The sequence below is a fragment of the Acetobacter sp. ESL1128 genome, from assembly GCF_058505085.1.
In genome coordinates this window covers 1,159,125-1,178,150 of sequence record NZ_CP196369.1, presented here as the reverse complement: position 1 = coordinate 1,178,150, position 19,026 = coordinate 1,159,125, and the positions used below count along the sequence as shown (strand labels likewise).

Below are 19,026 nucleotides of genomic sequence, written 5' to 3'. Positions count from 1 at the left end.
TACCTGCCCCCAACAGACGGGGCAGCCAGCACCATTCCAGATAGAGCAGAATAAGGCAATCAGCCACGCCCACGCCTTGCCTGAAACAGCAGGCAAATAGCCTGACAGAGAGAATCAGGCAAGAAGTGGGCAGAATTGCTCTATCCCCCTCGCCCTCTTCCGTCCCATTGTGGCATCACTGATCACACAGCCAAGGAAGAACAGGCTTATGGCTTACGCCACAACAAACCCTTACACGGGCGAAGTCGTCAAAACTTTTGCCGATGCAACCGACCAGGAAGTACAGACCGCGCTGGACGCAGCCTATACCGCATTCCAGTCTTGGCGTGATGCGTCCTTTGCCGACCGCGCAAAGGTTATGTCTGCCGCAGCACAGATCCTGCGCGACAACATGGACGATTACGCCGCCCTGCTGACGCTGGAAATGGGCAAGGTTTTTGGCGAAGCCAAAGCAGAAGTCACGCTCTCGGCCGAAATTTTTGAATACTACGCCGAACACGCCGAGCGCCTGCTGGCCGCCGAAGCCCTGCCGGTTAAAAACCCTGAAGAAGGTCAGGCCATGCTGGTCCATGAACCTCAGGGCATTGTGTTCGCCATTGAGCCGTGGAACTTCCCCTACTACCAGATCGCCCGCATCATTGCGCCCCAGCTTTCCGCCGGGAACACGGTCATCCTCAAGCACGCTTCCAACGTGCCGCAGTGTGCCGCAGCCTTTGATGACCTGATGCGCAAGGCTGGCCTGCCGGAAGGTGCATTCCGCAACCTGTACCTTGCCCGCCATCACACCGAAACCGTGCTGAACGACCCGCGCGTATGCGGCGTGGCCCTGACCGGCTCCGAAGGCGCTGGTGCCATTGTGGCATCTGTTGCAGGCAAGGCGCTCAAAAAAGCAACCATGGAACTTGGTGGTTCGGACGCATTTGTTGTGCTCGAAGACGCTGATCTGGAAAAAGCAGTCAAATGGGCTGTTTTTGGCCGCCACTGGAATGCAGGGCAGGTTTGCGTTTCTTCCAAGCGGTTGATCGTGGCCGACGCCATTTATGACCGCTTTGTAGAACTCTACAAAAAAGGCGTTGCCGAACTGAAGGCAGGGGACCCGATGGACCCGGCTACCACGCTGGCCCCGCTCTCCTCCCAAAAAGCAGCGGACGACCTGCGCACACAGGTTGATGAAGCCTGCAAGCTGGGTGCCAAAGCCGAAGTTATTGGCGCTCCTGTGCCCGAAAAAGGTGCTTTTTTCCGTCCGGTGCTGCTCACCAACCTGGAAAACAACCCCGCCCGCCTGTGGGAGTTCTTTGGCCCGGTTACCCAGCTTTACCGCGCAAAAGACACCGAAGATGCCATTCGCATTGCCAATGACTCTCCCTACGGTCTGGGTGGCTCTGTCTTTACGCAGAACACCAAGCTTGGGGTGGAAGTAGCCCGCCGCATTTACACCGGCATGGTCTACATCAACCACCCGACAATGGTAAAAGCCGACCTGCCGTTTGGTGGCGTGGCCCGCTCCGGCTTTGGCCGCGAGCTGATCGGCCTCGGCATTAAGGAATTTGTCAATCACAAGCTGATTGACGTGGTGGATATTGACGCACCGTTCTAACCGAACGGCGAAGCAGGACCGTAAGCCGCATTAACCGGCGGCTTACGGCCCAACCATGCAAAAGGCCCGGCAGTTCTGCCGGGCCTTTTGTGTACGTACCCCCAAATTATCGTTCAGTTTGCTCCACAGCCAGACGCAGCAGAATATGCTCGCGCAGTTTCTGGGGGAGCAGGCGTTCAACCACACGCAGAACACGGAACGGCCACGGAAAAATATATTCCCGCCGCCCCTGCGCAATGGCACGGGCAATCAGGCGGGCTGCTTTTTTGGCTGGAACCAGAAAAGGACGCGGGCCTTCGAGCCGCTGGCTCATGGGGGTGTCCACAAAACCGGGCACGATCAATGTTAGCTGAACGCCATATTGCCGCCAGGCAAGCCCGGCAGACTTGGCAAAAAATGCCAGTCCGGATTTGGAGCTGCTATAGGCGGCAGAAAAGGGCATTTCGTAAAACCCGGCAACAGAGCCTATGAGCGCAATATGCCCACTGCGCCGCTCCACCATGCTCTTGGCCGCTGCCGTGGCCAGCGTAACCGGCGTTGCATAATTGACCAGCCCAAGCTGGAGCACCTTCTGCGGGTCTTCCGTTTTATCGTCCAGAGACTGGATGTCAGACAGGCCTGCACCAAGCACCACGCAGTCGGGCTTGTGGGCTGCATCATCTTCCTCAAAGGCCTTCAGGGCGGCGGCTCCATCGCACAGGTCTATCTGGCGTGTATGCACTACGGCCCCACTGGAGCAGCATTCCATGGCCAGCTGGCTCAGCCGCTGGGCATTTCTGCCCCACAAAATCAGGGTCCGGCCGGGTGCCGCATAATGGTGCGCAAGCTCCGCACCAATGCCGCCCGTAGCCCCTGTAATCAGCACGGAACGCAGAACGCCTTCCCCCGATGCATCAGATTTCACATTTTTTCCTTTCCCATTGAGAGAGAATGAGGCATCACCCGTGGAGTTTTTCATGTTCCGTTCCATGGAGGGGCAATGTCTTTCCCGACTCAGATTACCGTTTCCCCTGTTTCGGGCTCACGTCAGCTTTCTCTCTTTATAAAGCTTCCACGCCAGATTTACGATGGCCTGCCCGGATATGTTGCCCCTTTGGACATGGAAGAGCGCGATATGCTCTCCCCCAAAAAATCGCGTTTTTTCGACCACGGCTTTGCCTGTTACTTTCTGGCATGGCGTAATGGCAAACCGATTGGCCGCATATCTGCCCAGATAGACTCCCTTGTGCTCAAGCAGCCCGGCCCCAGAACCGGCTTTTTTGGAGCGCTGGATACAGCTGAACCCGCCTGTGTTCCCCTCCTGCTTGAAGCCGCCACCAAATGGCTTGAAACACGTGGTGTTGAACGCATCCGCGGTCCATGGACACTGAACAGCAACGGCCAGTCCGGTGTGATGATTGCAGGGCAGAATGAAATGCCCATGATCGGCACCCCATGGCACCCCGCAACCCTCGGCCCTGCCGTTGAGGAAGCGGGCTTTGAAAAAGCGATGGACCTGCTCTCCTACAGTATGGAAACAGGGCCACAGGCCGAGCGTGCCAACCAGATTCCCGCCAACCTGCGCCAGCGTCTTGGCAAGATTACCATGCGCGGCCTGCGCTTAAAACACATTCCAGAAGACGCCACGATCCTGCGCGAAATCTATAATGACGCCTGGGCCGACACATGGGGCAACGTGCCCCTGACCTCTAACGAGGTTGAATCCCTGCTCAAGGCGATCAAGCCCATCCTGCGGCCTGAGCAGTATGTACTGGCCGAGGTTGAAGGCGAACCGGCGGCCATAGCGCTGGTTATACCCAATATGTTTGACATCAGCGGGGATCTGGGCGGCGCGCCCTCCCCTCTGGGCTGGCTCAAGCTTGGCTCGCGCATTCTCCGGCATGATTTTCATTCCGCCCGGGTTGTGCTCCTTGGCGTGCGCAAAAAATATATGGGCACCGCCCTGCGCGCCATGCTGCCTGTGCTGATTATTGATGAACTGATGAAGCGCGGGCATGTTCTGCCCTATCGAACCATTGAACTGGGCTGGGTGCTGGAAACACATACAGGGTTGCGCAACCTTATTGAGCGTATTGTGCCCACACCGTACAAAACCCACCGTATGTACGAAAAAATTCTGGCTCAGCCAGAAGACTGAATTCTTCCGCAACAACAGGCAAGCGTCACAACGTGGCGCTCAACCTTTAGGCCAGCCCCCGTTTACAGGTGGCTCCAGCCCTTGGCCCTGAAGTGCATGGGCTGTCCTGCACCATCCATAACGGACACACCCGGCACGCCTGCCTCAAACTGACCTATCCGGGTTACAGGCACCACTCCATATGGGGTGGGCAGACGTGGGCAGGATAGTAGCTGACGCTCCCGCTCAGGCGGCACAGCAAACAGGATTTCATAATCATCTCCGCCCGTCAGGCAGACTTCCTGCCACGCAGGCCCTAATGCGCGTGCTGCGGCCGAGAGCGGAACCTGATCGGCCTGTATGCGCACATGTAAAGCGTTTTCCCGCGCCAGATGACCAGCATCCTGTACCAACCCGTCGGACACATCCATAGCGGCGGATGCCAGACCATGCAGGGGTAGCCCTATCCGTGGTTGCGGCAGGCGGTAGCGTTCCGCCAGATGGCCTGTAGGGTCAGCCAGAGGAGGCTCTACCCCCTGCAACACACGCAGGCCCAGCGCTCCATCCCCTATGGTCCCACTCACCCACAGCCCATCCCCCGCCCGGGCTCCACACCGCTGGATAGCCTGACCGGGCAGGACCGAGCCAACAATGGTCAATGAGAGAACAAGTGGTCCGGAGGTGGAGGTTGTATCGCCCCCCATCAGGCTCAGCCCAAAGCGGGCCTGATCCTGCGCCAGACCAGCACAGAACTGCTCCACCCACGCATCCGTAATATGGGGGGGGCGTGCAAACGCCAGCAACCAGCCTTCCGGCCTGCTCCCCATGGCGGCAAGGTCGGACAGGTTGCACCGCAACAGCTTGCGGCCAATTGTATCGGGGGGGTCGGTTGGTAGAAAATGCACATTTTCTACCATGGCATCTACCGCCATCACCATTTCTCGCCCCTGAGGGGGCGAGAACACCGCCGCATCATCCTGCAGGTTCAGGGCGGCAGGGCCAGCCAGTGCTAAAAAATGCCGCCGTATAAACGCAAACTCAGGCGGCAGATCAGTCTTCGGTTGGGGGGACGGCGGTGCTGTCATGATCTTCAACCGGTGCGGGGGTTTTGAAAAGCGTATCCAGCACACCATTCACCAGACGCGGCTCATCCCCAAAAAAGAAGCCATGTGCTACGTCCATATACTCGTTGATCAGGACCGCAGCAGGTGCGTCTTCGTGGCGAAACTCCGCAATAGCCGCCATAAAAAGAGCGCGCAGGACCGGGTCCAGCCGCTCGATCGGCCAGGTGGACGGCAGGGTCTGGGCAATATCACCCTCAATTGCCGTACGGTTGGAAACAGCCCCTTTTACAATGGCAGTAAACAGAGCCACATCCGCTTCGGGAATACGCCCATCCTCGTAGGATTCACCGCTCAGGGTGGTGCCAAACCGATGGACCAGAAACTGCTCAATAACGGAATCCGGACGATCCCCATTCTGCTCAATCTGGAACAGGGCCTGCACGGCGGCAACTCGCGCGGCTGTGCGCGGGCGTTGTGCGGCTTTGAGCTTGGGTTGGTCCTGTAGTTCGGTCATCGTTCTCTCCTGCTCCGCTTTTATGCGAAGCCGCGTTTTGTGGCGTTTTTACACATAAAGGTCTAGTCTTTTTGTTCGCTCTGCTGGGTTTTGCTTTCCATGAGCGTCAGAATCTCGGAAAAATCGCGGGCCTCCGTAAAGTCCCGGTACACGCTGGCAAAACGCACATACCCCACGCCGTCCACTTCCTTGAGCGCGTCCATGGCAAGCTCACCAATGCGGGCGGAGGCGACTTCCGTATCCCCCGACGCTTCAAGCTGGCGCACGACCCCAGTTACAATCTGCTCCATCTGCTCATCAGATACCGGGCGCTTGCGCAGAGCAATACGGATGGAGCGGGAAATTTTATCCCGGTCAAACGGCGCACGCCGCCCATCCTGCTTGACCACCACCAGCTCGCGCAGTTGCACGCGCTCTACCGTGGTAAAGCGCTGCCCGCAGGACAGGCAAGCCCTGCGGCGGCGGATAGCCGACCCTTCTTCATTCGGGCGACTGTCCTTGACCTGACTATCCGGGTTCCCGCAAAAAGGGCAACGCATGATGGTACCAACCTTCCCTCAGGCGCGTATCCGACGGCATTGTGCTGTTCAAAGAGCGCTAGGTGACAATCAGATATTTGTTTTAACCGGGTTCGTCCATACTGCTCATGCCCCAAGGCGCACGGAGACACCATGAAACCTCGTTACCAAGCAATACTGGCCAGCGCTCTGATCAGCCTGCTGGCACTCGGCCCCGCACAGGCACAAGAACACAATAACGGGCAATCTGTTCCCGGACAGGCTGATGCCCAGAAAGACATCTCCATTACCGATATTTCACTCCATCAGCCTGCCACACAGGGGCAAGGGCAGACGGAGCTGTATTTTAGCCTTACCAATAACAGCCACACAACCCATTTGCTGACCGGCGTTGTCTCCCCCGCCTGCAGCACACTGGTTGGCTACCACACTGATCAGGAAAACACCCCCGGCACCCGCCACCTGTTCCAGCATCTGGCTCTGCCAGAAGTTACAACACTGGTATTTGCCAGTGCTGGCTACCACATGCTGTGCGTTGGCCCTGTTGCACAGGTGCTCACCCAACCCAATGTGCCGGTTACATTCCAGTTTCTGGGCGGGTCCAGCAAAACCGTGTCTGTACCGGTTACTTCCGGCGCCCGGTAGCGCAGGAACAGGAACCAAAAGAGCCGGAGCACGCTCCGGCCACTTTTTTGGGCCCCGTCTCTTAGCCGCCGGTATAGGTGCTGAGCGTACGCTTAACAGCTTGATGCCAGCCAGCAATCATGGTGCGGCGCTGGGTGCTGTCCATTTTGGGTTCAAACAGGGAACCCCGCGCCCATTCCGCCGCTACGTTTGCTTCATTTTCCCAGACACCAGTTGCCATACCGGCCAGGAAGCCAGCGCCCAGAGCCGTTGTTTCAACATTGCGTGGGCGTTCAACCTTGGCTTGCAGCATGTCAGCAAGAAACTGGCAGTACCAGTCATTGGCGGACATGCCACCATCCACACGGATGCTCTCCGTAGTGCCACCACCGTCCTGCACCATGGCACTCACCAGATCCAGCGTCTGGTACGCCACGGATTCCAGAGCCGCACGGGCAATATGGGCCGCAGTGGCATCCAGCGTCAGGCCACAGATCAGGCCGCGTGCATCAGGGTCCCAATGAGGCGCGCCTAGACCGACAAACCCTGGCACCATGTACACGCCATGGCTGTGCGGCACACGGGTTGCCATATCATCCGTCTGGGACGCATGGGTGATCAGGTGCAAGCCGTCACGCAGCCATTTAATGGCTGCACCAGCCACAAAAATGGAGCCTTCAAGGGCGTATGTGGGTTTGCCATTGAGCCGGTAAGCAACCGTGGTCAACATCCGGTTACGTGATTCCACGGGCTTGTCCCCCGTGTTCAGCAGCAAAAAGCACCCCGTACCGTAGGTGGCCTTGGCCATGCCCGGCGTAAAGCAGGCCTGCCCCACAACGGCTGCCTGCTGGTCGCCTGCAATCCCGGCAATGGGAATGGCCCGTCCAAACAGGGCTGGGTCCGTTTCCCCATACAGAGTGCTGCTATCCTTGACTTCGGGCAGCAGGCTGGCGGGAATACGGAACAGCTTCAGGAGGTCCTGATCCCACTGCTGGCGATGAATATCAAACAGCATGGTGCGCGAGGCATTGGTCGCATCGGTTGCGTGGACCTTACCACCCGTCAGCCGCCACAGGATAAACGAATCAATGGTGCCAAATGCCAGCTCACCTTTTTCAGCGCGGGCACGGGCATCGGCCACGTTGTCGAGCAGCCATGCCAGTTTGGTGGCGGAAAAATAGGGGTCCAGCAGCAAGCCCGTGCGTTCACGCACCAGAGCCTCGGCCCCTTCGTCACGCAGTTTCTGGCAGACACTGGCCGTCCGCCGGTCCTGCCAGACAATGGCACGGTGGATCGGCTTGCCCGTGCTGCGCTCCCACACCACAATGGTTTCGCGCTGGTTGGTAATGCCAATACCGGCAATGCGGTCCGCAGCCCCGCTCTGCTCCAGTGCCGCGCGCGCTGTGTTGAGCACATCGGTCCAGATATCTTCTGGGCAATGCTCCACCCACCCAGCGTTGGGATAATGCTGCGGGAACTCCTGACGGGCCGCAGCCAGTTCGTTGGCGTCACGATCAAAAACGATGCTGCGGGTTGATGTTGTTCCCTGATCAATCGCCAGAACACAATCTTTTTTGGTCATGGGGAATATCCCTTCTTATTCTGAGCAGTCAGTCTGCCGCAGGAGTGGAGTGACGGCCCAGTGCGGGCATGAACGGACGCAGCAGCGTCTGGTAAATCGTGGCCCCGATAAGCCCACCCATAAGTGGGCCTACAACAGGCACCCACCAGTAATTCTGGGGAGAAGGAAGAGCCGTACGCCCCCACCCTGCCACAAAGCAGAACAGGCGAGGCCCAAAATCGCGCGCAGGGTTAATGGCCCACCCTTCCAGATACCCTGAAGATGCACCGATAATGGCAACCAGCAGGCCAATGATCAATGCACCCGAGTTAGCCTGTGGAGCAGCCGTATTGTACTGGCAGGTCACTGCAAAAATACCAAGGACCAGAAATGCCGTCAGGATTGTTTCGTTCAGCAGCGCATGCAGGGGCGTTACAAAATCACCCGGATGGGTAAAGAACACGCCTGACGCGGCGCCATCATTGGCAAAATCCAGATGATGGGACACCGCATAATGCACGATAACCGAGCCATACAGGGCATAAACCAGACAGGCTCCCAAAAAGCCACCCACCACCTGCGCCACCCAGTATGGCAGCACCTTGCGCCATGCGAACCCACGGTAGCAGGCAAGCGCCAGCGTAACAGCAGGGTTGGCATGTGTGCCAGAAACAGCACCGGTCACGTAAATGGCCAGAGTCACACCCAGCCCCCACGTAATGGCAACTCCCCAGTAGGAGAGCTGGTAGGGGCTTGGATCATACAGCGAGTACATGGCTGCAACGGAATCACCGACCAGAATAATGATCAGCACCGCCAGACATTCGGCTATCAACTCGCCCCAGAGACTATTTTTTACCTTATCCATATCTTTCCTCTTTTTGTTTTTTTTGTTCGGAAAGCGGTGTTTTACAGATCAGACAGCTTTCTTCTGAACATAGGTTTCAACGCGGGCTTTTTCCGCGTCATTCAGGTGCAGGCCCAGCTTGCTGCGCCGCCAGAGCACATCTTCTGCCTTACGGGCCCATTCACGCGCCATCAGGTAATCTACTTCACGCGTGCTCAGGTCTCCACCCAGCAGTTCACCCATATCGTCCATGCTGTTGGCCTGTCCGATAATTTCGTATGTGCGGCTGCCGTAATTACGCATCAGACGCCATGCCAGTTCTTCTGGCAACCAGGGAGCTACGCGGCGCAAGCGGGCAAGGGCACCGTCAAAACCACCTTCACCAATATCCCCACCGGGCAGCACTTCGCTTGCGGTCCAGCTCTGGCCACCAACTACGGGCAGCACAGGGGCCAGTTTTTCCAGCGCATGTTCGGCCAGCTTGCGGTAGGTCGTGATTTTGCCACCAAAAATGGAAAGCAGGGGCGCGCCATCCTGCGTGTCCAGGTCCAGAACATAATCGCGGGTAACGGCAGAGGCGTTGGCAGAGGCATCGTCATACAACGGACGCAGCCCTGCGTAGCTCCACACCACATCGCTCTCACGGACCTGCACGTTCAGGTAGCGGTTCACGCTTTCGCACAGATACGTTACTTCATCGGGTGCTATGCCCACCTTGCCCGGCTCATCCTTCCACGGAATGTCCGTGGTGCCGATCAGGGTGAACTTCTGCTCGTATGGAATGGCGAACACAATCCGCTTGTCAGGGTTCTGGAAAATGTAAGCCTGCGGCCCCTCGTACACACGCGGGACAATAATATGGCTGCCCTTGACCAGACGTACCGATTTGGAATTGGGGATTTTAAGCGTATCGGCCAGCAGGCGGGCAACCCACGGGCCAGCAGCGTTTACCATGGCTTTGGCACGCACCGTCTGGGTCTGGCCGGTTATGCGGTCTTCCAGAGTTGCCACCCACTGCCCGTTCACGCGCTGCGCGGCAGTCAGGCGGGTGCGCACGCGCACATCGGCCCCACGCTCGGCCGCGTCCATGGCGTTCAGCACAACAAGACGGCTGTCCTGCACCCAGCCATCGGAATAGATGAAGCCCTTGGTGTATTCAGGCTTGAGCGCACGCCCCGAAGAATGCTTGCGAAAATCCACGCCAATGGATTTAGGCAGCGTCATGTTGGATGCCAGATGATCGTACAGGAACAGCCCGGCCTTGAGCATCCATGCCGGACGCACCAGCTTGGAATGCGGCAGCACAAAGCGCAGCGGCCACATGATATGGGGGGCCATGGTCAGCAGGCGTTCACGCTCCATCAGCGCTTCACGCACAAGGCGGAACTCATAATACTCCAGATAGCGCAGGCCACCATGGATCAGCTTGGTGCTGGAAGACGAGGTATAGCTTGCCAGATCATCCTGCTCCACCAGCAGGACGGATGCACCACGCCCGCAGGCGTCACGCGCAATGCCGGTGCCGTTAACGCCCCCCCCGATAACGAGAAGGTCATAAATACGCTCGGATGTTTCTGCTGCTGACATGGTTTTTATCGGTTCCATCTATACGAAGGCTTTGTTCGTTTTATTCGATTTCGAAAACAGAACGCAAGAACTATGGTTATCGTCCCCGATGGATGCGTTTTTTTGGGCCGTGATGTTCTTTTACGAACACTCCTGCGCGCCAGTAACATGGAGCTGCACATCATGCTCGCGCAAAATGGCCCGAATACCCGGCGGAGGAGGCTGGTCCGTAAAAAACGCATTGATCTGGGATATATGCCCCACACGCGCCATGGGCCTGCGCAAGAACTTGGTGTGGTCCGCCAGCAGGAACACCGTTCTGGCGTTGCGTATGATCGCCTGCGCCGCGTTAATTTCGTCCGCATCAAAATCCAGCAACGTGCCATCCGCATCAATGCCGGAAATGCCGATAACACCAAAATCCGCCCGATACTGCTCGATCATGGCCGCCGCCGCCGGGCCAACAATGCCACCATCGCGCAGGCGTACGCTGCCACCTGTAATGATCAGACTACATTCAGGAGCCGGAGCCAGCAGGGTTGCGACATGGATATTATTGGTAATAACCCGCAGGGTTCTGTGGGTGCGCAGCGACCGGGCAAAAGCCTCCGTTGTGGTGCCGATGTTAATGAACAGGGAGGCCCCGTCCGGTATGGCCTTTGCCGCTTCCCGTCCTATGGCGTCCTTGGCTTGCAGGTTCAGGATCTGCCGGTCTGAATAAGCAATGTTCTCGGCGGGGGAAAGGCTGCTGGCCCCTCCATGGTGGCGGGCCAGCAACCCCTGCCCGGCCATAATGTTAACGTCCCGCCTTACGGTCTGCACGGTTACGCCCAGCTCGCGCGCCAGTTCCTCGCTGGCAACATACCCGTGCTGGTTGACCAGCCGCAGAATATGCCTGCGTCGTTTTTCCAGCGCATTGCTCATGCCGGTTCCGCCTCAATAACCGCCAGCACGGCCTCCCCGTAGCGTTCCAGCTTGGAGCGACCTACGCCCTTGATCTCACCCAGCGTATCCAGATCATCGGGTTTTTCGAGCGCTATGTCTTTCAAAACCGAATCATGGAAAATGACATACGGCGGAATTTCCTGCTCCTTGGCTTCTTCCCGCCGCCATTTGCGCAGAGCTTCAAACAGGGCCAAACGGTCTTCAGGCAGGTCCAGAGCCGCAGATTGTCTCTGCCCCCGAGTACCCCCTACATTGCCGGTGTGCTCCACAACCGGGTCTGCCCGCAAGGCAACGTTTTCCTCCCCCCGCAGGATCGGGCGGGCGATGTCGGGGTTCAGTCGCAACCCACCATACTGCCCTTCTATCCGCAGGGCGCCCCGCGCAATAAGCTGGCGGACCACACCACGCCAGAACGACTCGCTTCTGTCCTGACCAATCCCCCAGACCGAAAGTTTGTCGTGCCCGTTACGGCTTATGCCGTCGGTCCTCTTGGCCCGCAAAACGGCAATAACGTGCAGCGCGCCAAAACTTTCCCCCGTGCGATACACTGCGGACAGCAACTTGCGGGCAGCTTCCGTTCCATCAAATGTCAGCACCGGGTGGCGGCAGTTATCACAATGCCCGCAGGGCTGTTCCAGTTCCTCGCCAAAACAGTGCAGCAGTGCCTGCGTGCGGCACCCTGTGGTTTCAGTAAACGCGATCATGGCCTCCAGACGGCTGCGCATGATGCGTTTTTCGTTATCTGGAGCTGCGGACTGGTCCAGCCAGTAACGGGCACGGGCTATATCCTCTCCCCCGTATAACAGCACGGTATCAGACGGCAGGCCATCGCGCCCGGCCCGGCCAATCTGCTGGTAATACGCCTCGGGCGAGGAGGGCATATCCAGATGCACAACTGCGCGCACATCCGGGCGGTCTATGCCCATGCCAAAAGCCACCGTGGCCACAATCACCAGCGGCTCCCCCGAGCGAAAACGCAACAGTGCCGCGCGCTTTTCCACCGGAGACAGCCCCGCATGATACGCCAGCGCAGGCCAGCCGCGCTCCCGCAGGGAGGCCGCTATACGCTCGGTTCTGGCACGGCTGCCACAATAGACAATGGAGGCGTCTTCCCTGTAGCGCTCAAGGGCTACAAGCAGTTGCTTCAGTTCCGAACCTTTGGGCTGCACGGCAATATTGAGGTTGGGCCGATGAAAGCTTGAAACCAGAACCTGCGCGTGCGGCATATCCAATGCCGCCAGAATATCATCCCGCGTGCGTTCGTCCGCCGTGGCGGTCAGGGCAAGCCGTGGCACATTGGGAAAATGCCGCGGCAGCGCGGTAAGGGCCCTGTATTCGGGCCGGAACTCATGCCCCCAGGCCGAAATGCAATGCGCTTCGTCTATGGCAATAATGGATAGTGGTATGCGCGTCAGGCGGTCCAGCGTGCCTGACGACAAAAGGCGTTCGGGCGAAATATAGAGCAGGTCCACACGGCCATTGGCCAGATCAGACCTGATCTGGGCTGATTCGTTTTCGTCCAGTTCGGAATGCAGGGCAGCGGCATTAACCCCAAGCTGCCTGAGCCCTGCTACCTGGTCGTCCATAAGCGCGATAAGAGGAGAGATGACCAGCCCCATGCCCGGCCGGCACAGGGCTGGAATCTGGTAACATACGCTTTTGCCCCCACCCGTGGGCATGAGCACAAGGGCATCCTGCCCCTGCATGGCGCATTCTACAGCCTGCGCCTGCAAGCTCCTGAACCCGGGGAACCCAAAGACAGCCTGCAGCACCTCCTGCACGGATCGGTTACAAAACCGGTCACGCGGGGGCACTCCCGGCCCCCTTTCCTCCGGCAAGCCTAATGGTGGCTCATAGGGGGGAATGTCGGCATATGCAGGCTCTCTTTCCTCCATGGCAATCAGGGGCTTGTCAGTTCGATCTCTACACGGCGGGAGCCAACAACCATCCCTTCAAGGTTGGAAGGGGCGCGCGGTGTTTCCACAATACGGTCAGTACGCACGCCATCGGCCTGCAACTTGGCCGTTACGGCCTTGGCCCGCTGGATTGCCACCAGTGCATCGGCAGACAGGTCCTTGCCAGCCCCGGCATACCCTTCAACCCGAACAATGCGGGAGGGGTGCTTGTCTGCTTCCTGCGCGACCTGCGCAATCACTTCCTGCCCGGCCTGATCAAGCTCGGCCGACTGGTTGGAAAAAAAGACAACATATTTGCGAGGGGCCTGACTGGCGCAGGCAGCCAGAAGGCTCAGGCAGGCGACTGAAAATAAGCGGCGCATAATGATCATTCCTGAATTATCAAAACAAAACCGTTTTATTTGGTGCCCCTCCGGGCTGCTGGCGTCAACAACGATTCCAGCAGGCCTAGGCCGCAGCAGCTTTTGCCACACCATCGGACAGGCGCCAGATGCGGTCCAGCTTTTCCACCCCGGTCAGGCGGTGGGCTATCAGTATAACCGTGCGCCCCTCGGTTACGGTGTTCAGAGTCCGGAGGAAGTCCTGCTCCGTCTGCGCATCCAGCCCTGTTGCGGGTTCATCCAGAATAAGAATGGGAGCAGGTGCCAGTAGCGTACGCGCCAGCGCAATACGCCGCCCCTGCCCACCGGAGAGACGAATACCCCCCTCACCTACCCAGGTATCCAGCCCTTCGGGCAGAGACCGCACAACATCGGACACCGCGGCCTGATCAAGAGCCTTCCACAGATCATCTTCGGGAGCATCAGGCCGGCCGAGCAGCAGATTGGCACGAATGGTATCGTCAAACAGGTGTGTTGCCTGCGAAAGCCAGGCCATTTTGCTGCGCACGGCATCGGGGCGTATGGTGGTAATATCCTCCCCACCCAGACAAATCTGGCCTTCCTGCGGGCTAGCAGCCCGTAACAGCAAAGCCGCTAGGCTGGACTTACCCGTGCCAGACGGCCCCAGAATAGCCACCCGCGCCCCTGCGGGAATATCCAGCGTAAGCCCTTTTAAAACCCACGGCCGATCATCCGCCCAGCGGAAGCGCACATTGTTCAGGCGGATGCTGGTATCCGCAGGAGCATGCTCATGCGTAACCTGCGCATTGGCAGCGGCAGGCTGTACTGCCATTTCCACCACCCTGCGGGCGGAAACCCCCATAATGCCGGCCTGCAAACCGGCACGCGTAAGGGTGACTGCACTTTCAAATGCAGCAACGGTCAAAAACAGTATGCTCACCCCTTCAAGGGCGCCCACCTTGGGTAGCAGAATACCGCCAATGGCCAGCAGCACCATGAACACGGCAATCTGCCCAAACAAAAAGGCCAGAGCATTGGCAAAAGCCGCACGGCGGGCCACGGCCATCTGCCCTTGCAACAATGCGGCATCCGCAGCCTGCACACGGGCCAGCATTCGCCCCTCTGCGCCGAATGCCCGGATTTCGCGCAGGCCGCCTACTAGGTCCAGCACGGAAATACGCAAATGCGCCAACAGATGGGCAGCCTGATCAGCCGCCTTCTGCCCCGACCGCGCGATCAGCCACGGCACCAGAAAAGATGCACAGGCAAACAGCACGCCAACAGCCACCCCAAGCACAAGGCTCTGCCGGCCCACAATAACCAGCAGGGCCGGAAAGGTCAGTCCCGCACAAACCAGCGGCACAACAATCCGCAGGTATAACCCGTCCAGCGCGCCAATATCGGATACCAGACGGGACAGCATATCCCCCGCCCGGCGGAAGCCCAGCCCTGCTGCCGCACCATGGGCAAGGGAATGAAAAAACCAGACCCGCAGATCCGCCAGCGCACGGAACATGGCATCGTGCGCAAACAGGCGCTCTGCATAGCGCAGCGTCACGCGCCCCACGCCAACCCAGCGCAGCAGTGCGGTTGTTACCACCACTTCGCCCAGCACACACCCAGCCAGCCGCAAGCCGGACACCTGCATAAGCGCAAGACCACAAGCCAGCGCAGCCAGTGCCAGCAGCACGCCCACAACCAGCCGCACTCCCTGCCTGCGCCACAGGCCGAATATAACGCATACAGCCTGCCAGTCCGTAAATCTGGCTGTGGGCGGCATGGGTACATCATGCAGCTTTGCGGTCGGCTGCACGGCTGATGTCTGATCTTGCATTGCCATGTTACGCAGCCCCCTGCCGATTGATAACACGCCCGTTTTGCAGGTCTATCCGCCGCCCCTTGAACATATGAGCCGCAGCCGAGTGCGTGGCCAGAATAACCGTGCGGCCAACGGCCAGCCGTTGCAGGCTTTCAAAAACACTTTTTTCGGTAGCAGGGTCCAGATGCGCTGTGGGTTCATCCAGCAGCAGAACCGGGGCGTTTTTGAGGTAAGCCCGCGCAATGGCAATACGTTGCGCCTGTCCACCAGACAAACCAAACCCACCTTCACCGATCTGTGTATCCAGCCCGTTGGGCAGGGTCGGCAGGAACTCATCCACAGCAGCGGAACGCAGGGCATTTGCCAGTTCACGCTCGTCTGCATCAGGTTTGGCGAACAGGATATTATCCCGCAGTGAGCCCGCAAACAGCACAGGTTTCTGCCCGATCCATGACACAACGCGGGACAGGGCATCGGGGACTATGCTCTGCAAAGGCGCACCATTAAACAGCACCCGCCCGTTCTGGGGGGTAATAAACCCCAGCAGCAATTCCATGATCGTGGACTTACCTGCACCGGATGAACCAGCCAGCACCAGCGTTTCCCCCGCTGGCACGGTAAAGGTAACATGCTCCAGCGCAGGCCCGCGAGCGGGGTCCCATGTAAAGCCGACATCATCAAAAGCCACCATCACGCCGTTGGCGTTAACGGTTCTGGCCCCTTCCAGCACCGGCCGCTCTGTTACTTCGGGCAGGTCCAGTATGGCGGTAGCTGCCCCTTGGGCGTGTGCACGGTCCTGATACGCCAGTGCAAGGCCGCGCAGGGGAGCAAAAAACTCCGGCACAGCCAGCAGGGCAAACAGGCTGGCAACCACGGTGTGCTGTAACGCGGGGGATGGACCACTGGCCTGCATGGCCAATGCCTGCCGCCCGTCGAGCACTGCCAGCAGGATGAACGCAATGACCATGGCGCAGTCAATGGATGCGGAGGAAAGGAACGCCACCCGCAGCACCTTCATGGTACGCACGCGCAGTTCTTCGGCGGCATCCCCCAAACGGCGGGTTTCGTCCTCGGTCCGGCCAGCCAGAACAATGGTGGCAATACCTTTGATACGGTCCAGAAAACGTGCCTGAAGGCGGGTCATGGCCAAAAACTGGTTGCGTGATGCCACAGCCGCACCAATACCAAACACGGCCTGCCCAACAGGAACGGCCACACCGCACAGGCCCAGAATGACAGCCGCACGCGGCTGCATAATGCCCACGGGCAGCAAAATCAGTACGGGCGCCACCATCCATAGTACGGAGGCAGGCACCCAGCGGCCAAAAAAGCCATCCAGCGCTTCTATCCGGTCTACAACAATGGAGGCCAGCACACCGCTATGCGTGCGGCGCAGCAATGCAGGACCGCCGGCAAGAATGGAGGCCATGACCTCCCCCCGCAAACGCCTGCGCGCTACAATACCGGCTTGAGCAGCCGCCACATCCGCCTTGATCATGCACAGGGCACGCAACATGGCCAGAGCCGGGAACAGCATAAAGGGCCACGCTGGAAAAGCAGCCCCCTGCCCGCCTGCCTGCCACGCCACAAGGGCATGTCCAAGAACAACAGCCACACACCATGCCTGCCCAATACCGGCAAGACTGGAGAGCAGCCCGGACCCAACCACTGATCGCGCTGCCTGACGACCAAGACGCGACTGGAGGCGCGTCCAGTTACGTATTGCTGCTTTCTCGTTCCTCATGACAGACAGCGTTTATACTGCTCTGCCAAGGACGCAACAGTTTAGATCGCCACTCCCTGCTGCGCTTAAGGCATGCCAACGCTCTGCGGGCTGCCTTATTTTACGGGTTTTCCGCTTTCTCCAGATGCAGGACCAGTGTGAACTGCACACCATCCTTGCCGCTATAGCTCAAAGATGCCTTTAGCTGTCTGGCAAAACCATGAATGAGCTTGAGCCCGATCCCCTGCGTGCCGGATGCGGGGTCGAAGGAACAGCCAATCCCGTTATCACCCACATTCAGCGTGACCAGATTGCCATTTTTTGTCAGCCGCACATGAATAACGCCCATCCGGCCATCGGGGAATGCGTATTTGATCGAGTTTGTCACAACCTCGGTCACGATCAGTGCCAGAGGCACAGCCTGATCCGGGTCCATCCAGAAACTGTCTGAATCCACCTGTAGGCGAATACGCCCTGCATCCGCCTCCCCCGCGATATGGAAGGTCTGCTCGCACAGGTCTTTTAAAAAAACGGCCATGTTCAGGCTGGTCAGTGAATCCTCGGCGTAAAGGGTGCGGTGCAGCGTTGCCAGCGCCCGGATTCGGTCGCGCGCCAGAGCAAACTCGGCCCGGACCTCGGGATGGGCAATCTGGTTGGCCTGAAGATTGAGCAGAGACGCCACGATCTGGAGGTTGTTTTTAACCCGGTGGTGAATCTCCTTCATCAGGAGTTCCTGATGCGCCATGGCCTTCTTCAGCCGCGCTTCATGCCGGGAGAGGCGCTGTGTTGCACGCGTAAAAGCCTGCCCCAGCCTTTGCAGCTCAAGCGGCATGGTGCGTGTAACGCGCCCGTCAAACACCCCTTCCATCTGCCATTTACGAACGGAATAGGTCAGCCGCCGCAAAGGCCAGACAAGCACGATATTGGCCGCAAGCGTAACGCCCACCAGCCCCGCGGCCAGCAGGAACAGCAGGGCCGCAATCTGGAAAACCATGGCCCGCAGGGCGTCGGCTTCTATGGGCGTGCGCTGGGTTGAAACAAAAATATCCGCACCACCCGCAATGCCACCAAGGGCATACCCCCCCTGCATGGACGGGAGCGACACAACCGAACGGTCACTTTTTTCCAGCTTTTCCTTTAACGGAAAGACAAGCCCGGGTGACGGCTGCTCCCAGTTGCAGTCGGTGCAAACGGGAAAAAGCTCTCCATCATGCATAAGCAGCCACGCCTGCACGGGGTTTGTATCATCCGAAAATGCATCCCACCCCGAAGCACCGCCCAGATAAGCCCGCGTGCGCGAAATTTGCAGGATACCAACCAGATAGCCATGGGCCTCCGGCTCTGCCAGAAAAACCGCAGGCACGGTTATCCGCAAAAATGCCCCGTTATCTTCCCCTCCACCACTTTTTTGCACGGCTTCCATAACCGTGGCGTTAATCCGTGCGGGTGGGGTTAGAGTCCCGACCTCCGCACAGGAGCGGCCTGAGGGGGAAACAGAATCGAGCTTTTTGCCTCTTTCATCCAGAACAGCCAAAAAGCAGTATCGTTGCCCACTAATGGTTTCGGCCAGTTTGAGCGCATGCACGAGCTGGTCATGCGTTAGGTCCATGTTGCCGATTGTTTCAAGCGCACTGCGCAGGCGGTCCGTATCGTGCCGGAACTGCTGGTCCAGCCGCATAATGGCGGCAACAGCACGCTGGGCGCTCCCCACCCGGACTTCCTGATAATTCCGCAGGGCCAGAACAGCGCCAATACTGAGCACGGGAATACCCGAGAGGCAGATAAGCACACGCATACGCGCGCTGGTGGTGATAAACACCCGCCCCAACCCGGACATAAGCAGGGCGCCAACACGCCGGGCAGCCTGCCCAAGCA

Annotated in this window: 16 protein-coding genes; 3 read left to right on the top strand and 13 right to left on the bottom strand. The window is 58.8% G+C overall.

The window, feature by feature from the left end; genetic code table 11:
* The first annotated feature begins 208 nt into the window (after nucleotides 1-208).
* Nucleotides 209-1,597 carry an NAD-dependent succinate-semialdehyde dehydrogenase gene (locus tag ACSYTG_RS05470; RefSeq protein ID WP_086646473.1) on the top strand — a complete coding sequence of 463 codons (1,389 nt, stop codon included), beginning with the start codon at nucleotides 209-211 and terminating at the stop codon, nucleotides 1,595-1,597.
* Nucleotides 1,598-1,703: 106 nt separating this feature from the next.
* Here the strand turns inward: ACSYTG_RS05470 and ACSYTG_RS05465 are convergent, their stop codons facing one another.
* The gene (locus ACSYTG_RS05465) at nucleotides 1,704-2,555 is read right to left on the bottom strand and encodes an SDR family NAD(P)-dependent oxidoreductase (RefSeq protein ID WP_489784001.1); all 852 of its coding nucleotides are present in this window, start codon (nucleotides 2,553-2,555) and stop codon (nucleotides 1,704-1,706) included.
* Nucleotides 2,556-2,576: 21 nt separating this feature from the next.
* Between ACSYTG_RS05465 and ACSYTG_RS05460 the strand changes: the two genes are divergently transcribed.
* Nucleotides 2,577-3,734, top strand: coding sequence for a GNAT family N-acetyltransferase (locus ACSYTG_RS05460; protein ID WP_489784000.1), 1,158 nt, complete (start codon nucleotides 2,577-2,579; stop codon nucleotides 3,732-3,734).
* Nucleotides 3,735-3,796: 62 nt separating this feature from the next.
* Here the strand turns inward: ACSYTG_RS05460 and thiL are convergent, their stop codons facing one another.
* The 3 genes from thiL to nrdR form a co-directional block, all read right to left on the bottom strand.
* Nucleotides 3,797-4,798: a thiamine-phosphate kinase gene (thiL, locus tag ACSYTG_RS05455; RefSeq protein ID WP_489783999.1), complete on the bottom strand. Its 1,002-nt coding sequence runs from the start codon at nucleotides 4,796-4,798 to the stop codon at nucleotides 3,797-3,799.
* Nucleotides 4,764-5,291 carry a transcription antitermination factor NusB gene (nusB, locus tag ACSYTG_RS05450; RefSeq protein ID WP_086646469.1) on the bottom strand — a complete coding sequence of 176 codons (528 nt, stop codon included), beginning with the start codon at nucleotides 5,289-5,291 and terminating at the stop codon, nucleotides 4,764-4,766. The genes thiL and nusB overlap by 35 nt, the downstream gene beginning before the upstream one ends.
* Nucleotides 5,292-5,353: 62 nt before the next feature.
* Nucleotides 5,354-5,830, bottom strand: coding sequence for a transcriptional regulator NrdR (gene nrdR, locus ACSYTG_RS05445; RefSeq protein WP_086646468.1), 477 nt, complete (start codon nucleotides 5,828-5,830; stop codon nucleotides 5,354-5,356).
* Nucleotides 5,831-5,962: 132 nt separating this feature from the next.
* Here nrdR and ACSYTG_RS05440 point away from each other — a divergent pair, with 132 nt between their 5' ends.
* Nucleotides 5,963-6,454, top strand: coding sequence for a copper chaperone PCu(A)C (locus ACSYTG_RS05440; RefSeq protein WP_095349823.1), 492 nt, complete (start codon nucleotides 5,963-5,965; stop codon nucleotides 6,452-6,454).
* Nucleotides 6,455-6,515: 61 nt separating this feature from the next.
* Here ACSYTG_RS05440 and glpK read toward each other — a convergent pair whose 3' ends face one another.
* The 9 genes from glpK to ACSYTG_RS05395 all read right to left on the bottom strand — a co-directional run bounded on the left by glpK (nucleotide 6,516) and on the right by ACSYTG_RS05395 (nucleotide 18,946).
* Complete coding sequence (gene glpK / locus ACSYTG_RS05435) at nucleotides 6,516-8,015, bottom strand: glycerol kinase GlpK (RefSeq protein WP_095349822.1); 1,500 nt, start codon at nucleotides 8,013-8,015, stop codon at nucleotides 6,516-6,518.
* 28 nt (nucleotides 8,016-8,043) lie between these two features.
* On the bottom strand, nucleotides 8,044-8,862 hold the full coding sequence (locus ACSYTG_RS05430) for an MIP/aquaporin family protein (RefSeq protein WP_095349821.1): 819 nt from the start codon (nucleotides 8,860-8,862) through the stop codon (nucleotides 8,044-8,046).
* A 48-nt stretch (nucleotides 8,863-8,910) separates the two neighbouring features.
* Entirely contained in the window at nucleotides 8,911-10,446 is a 1,536-nt protein-coding gene (gene glpD / locus ACSYTG_RS05425) for a glycerol-3-phosphate dehydrogenase (RefSeq protein WP_408744062.1), read from the bottom strand.
* A gap of 102 nt (nucleotides 10,447-10,548) precedes the next feature.
* Nucleotides 10,549-11,331, bottom strand: coding sequence for a DeoR/GlpR family DNA-binding transcription regulator (locus tag ACSYTG_RS05420; RefSeq protein ID WP_095349820.1), 783 nt, complete (start codon nucleotides 11,329-11,331; stop codon nucleotides 10,549-10,551).
* Nucleotides 11,328-13,124, bottom strand: coding sequence for a DNA helicase RecQ (recQ, locus tag ACSYTG_RS05415; RefSeq protein WP_489783998.1), 1,797 nt, complete (start codon nucleotides 13,122-13,124; stop codon nucleotides 11,328-11,330). Before recQ ends, ACSYTG_RS05420 begins: the two co-directional genes overlap by 4 nt.
* A gap of 128 nt (nucleotides 13,125-13,252) precedes the next feature.
* Entirely contained in the window at nucleotides 13,253-13,630 is a 378-nt protein-coding gene (locus tag ACSYTG_RS05410) for an OmpA family protein (RefSeq protein WP_489783997.1), read from the bottom strand.
* 85 nt (nucleotides 13,631-13,715) lie between these two features.
* Complete coding sequence (gene cydC, locus ACSYTG_RS05405) at nucleotides 13,716-15,389, bottom strand: thiol reductant ABC exporter subunit CydC (protein ID WP_489784013.1); 1,674 nt, start codon at nucleotides 15,387-15,389, stop codon at nucleotides 13,716-13,718.
* Between the two features lie 61 nt (nucleotides 15,390-15,450).
* On the bottom strand, nucleotides 15,451-17,172 hold the full coding sequence (gene cydD / locus ACSYTG_RS05400; RefSeq protein ID WP_489783996.1) for a thiol reductant ABC exporter subunit CydD: 1,722 nt from the start codon (nucleotides 17,170-17,172) through the stop codon (nucleotides 15,451-15,453).
* Between the two features lie 100 nt (nucleotides 17,173-17,272).
* On the bottom strand, nucleotides 17,273-18,946 hold the full coding sequence (locus ACSYTG_RS05395; RefSeq protein WP_086646493.1) for a sensor histidine kinase: 1,674 nt from the start codon (nucleotides 18,944-18,946) through the stop codon (nucleotides 17,273-17,275).
* Nucleotides 18,947-19,026 lie beyond the last annotated feature (80 nt).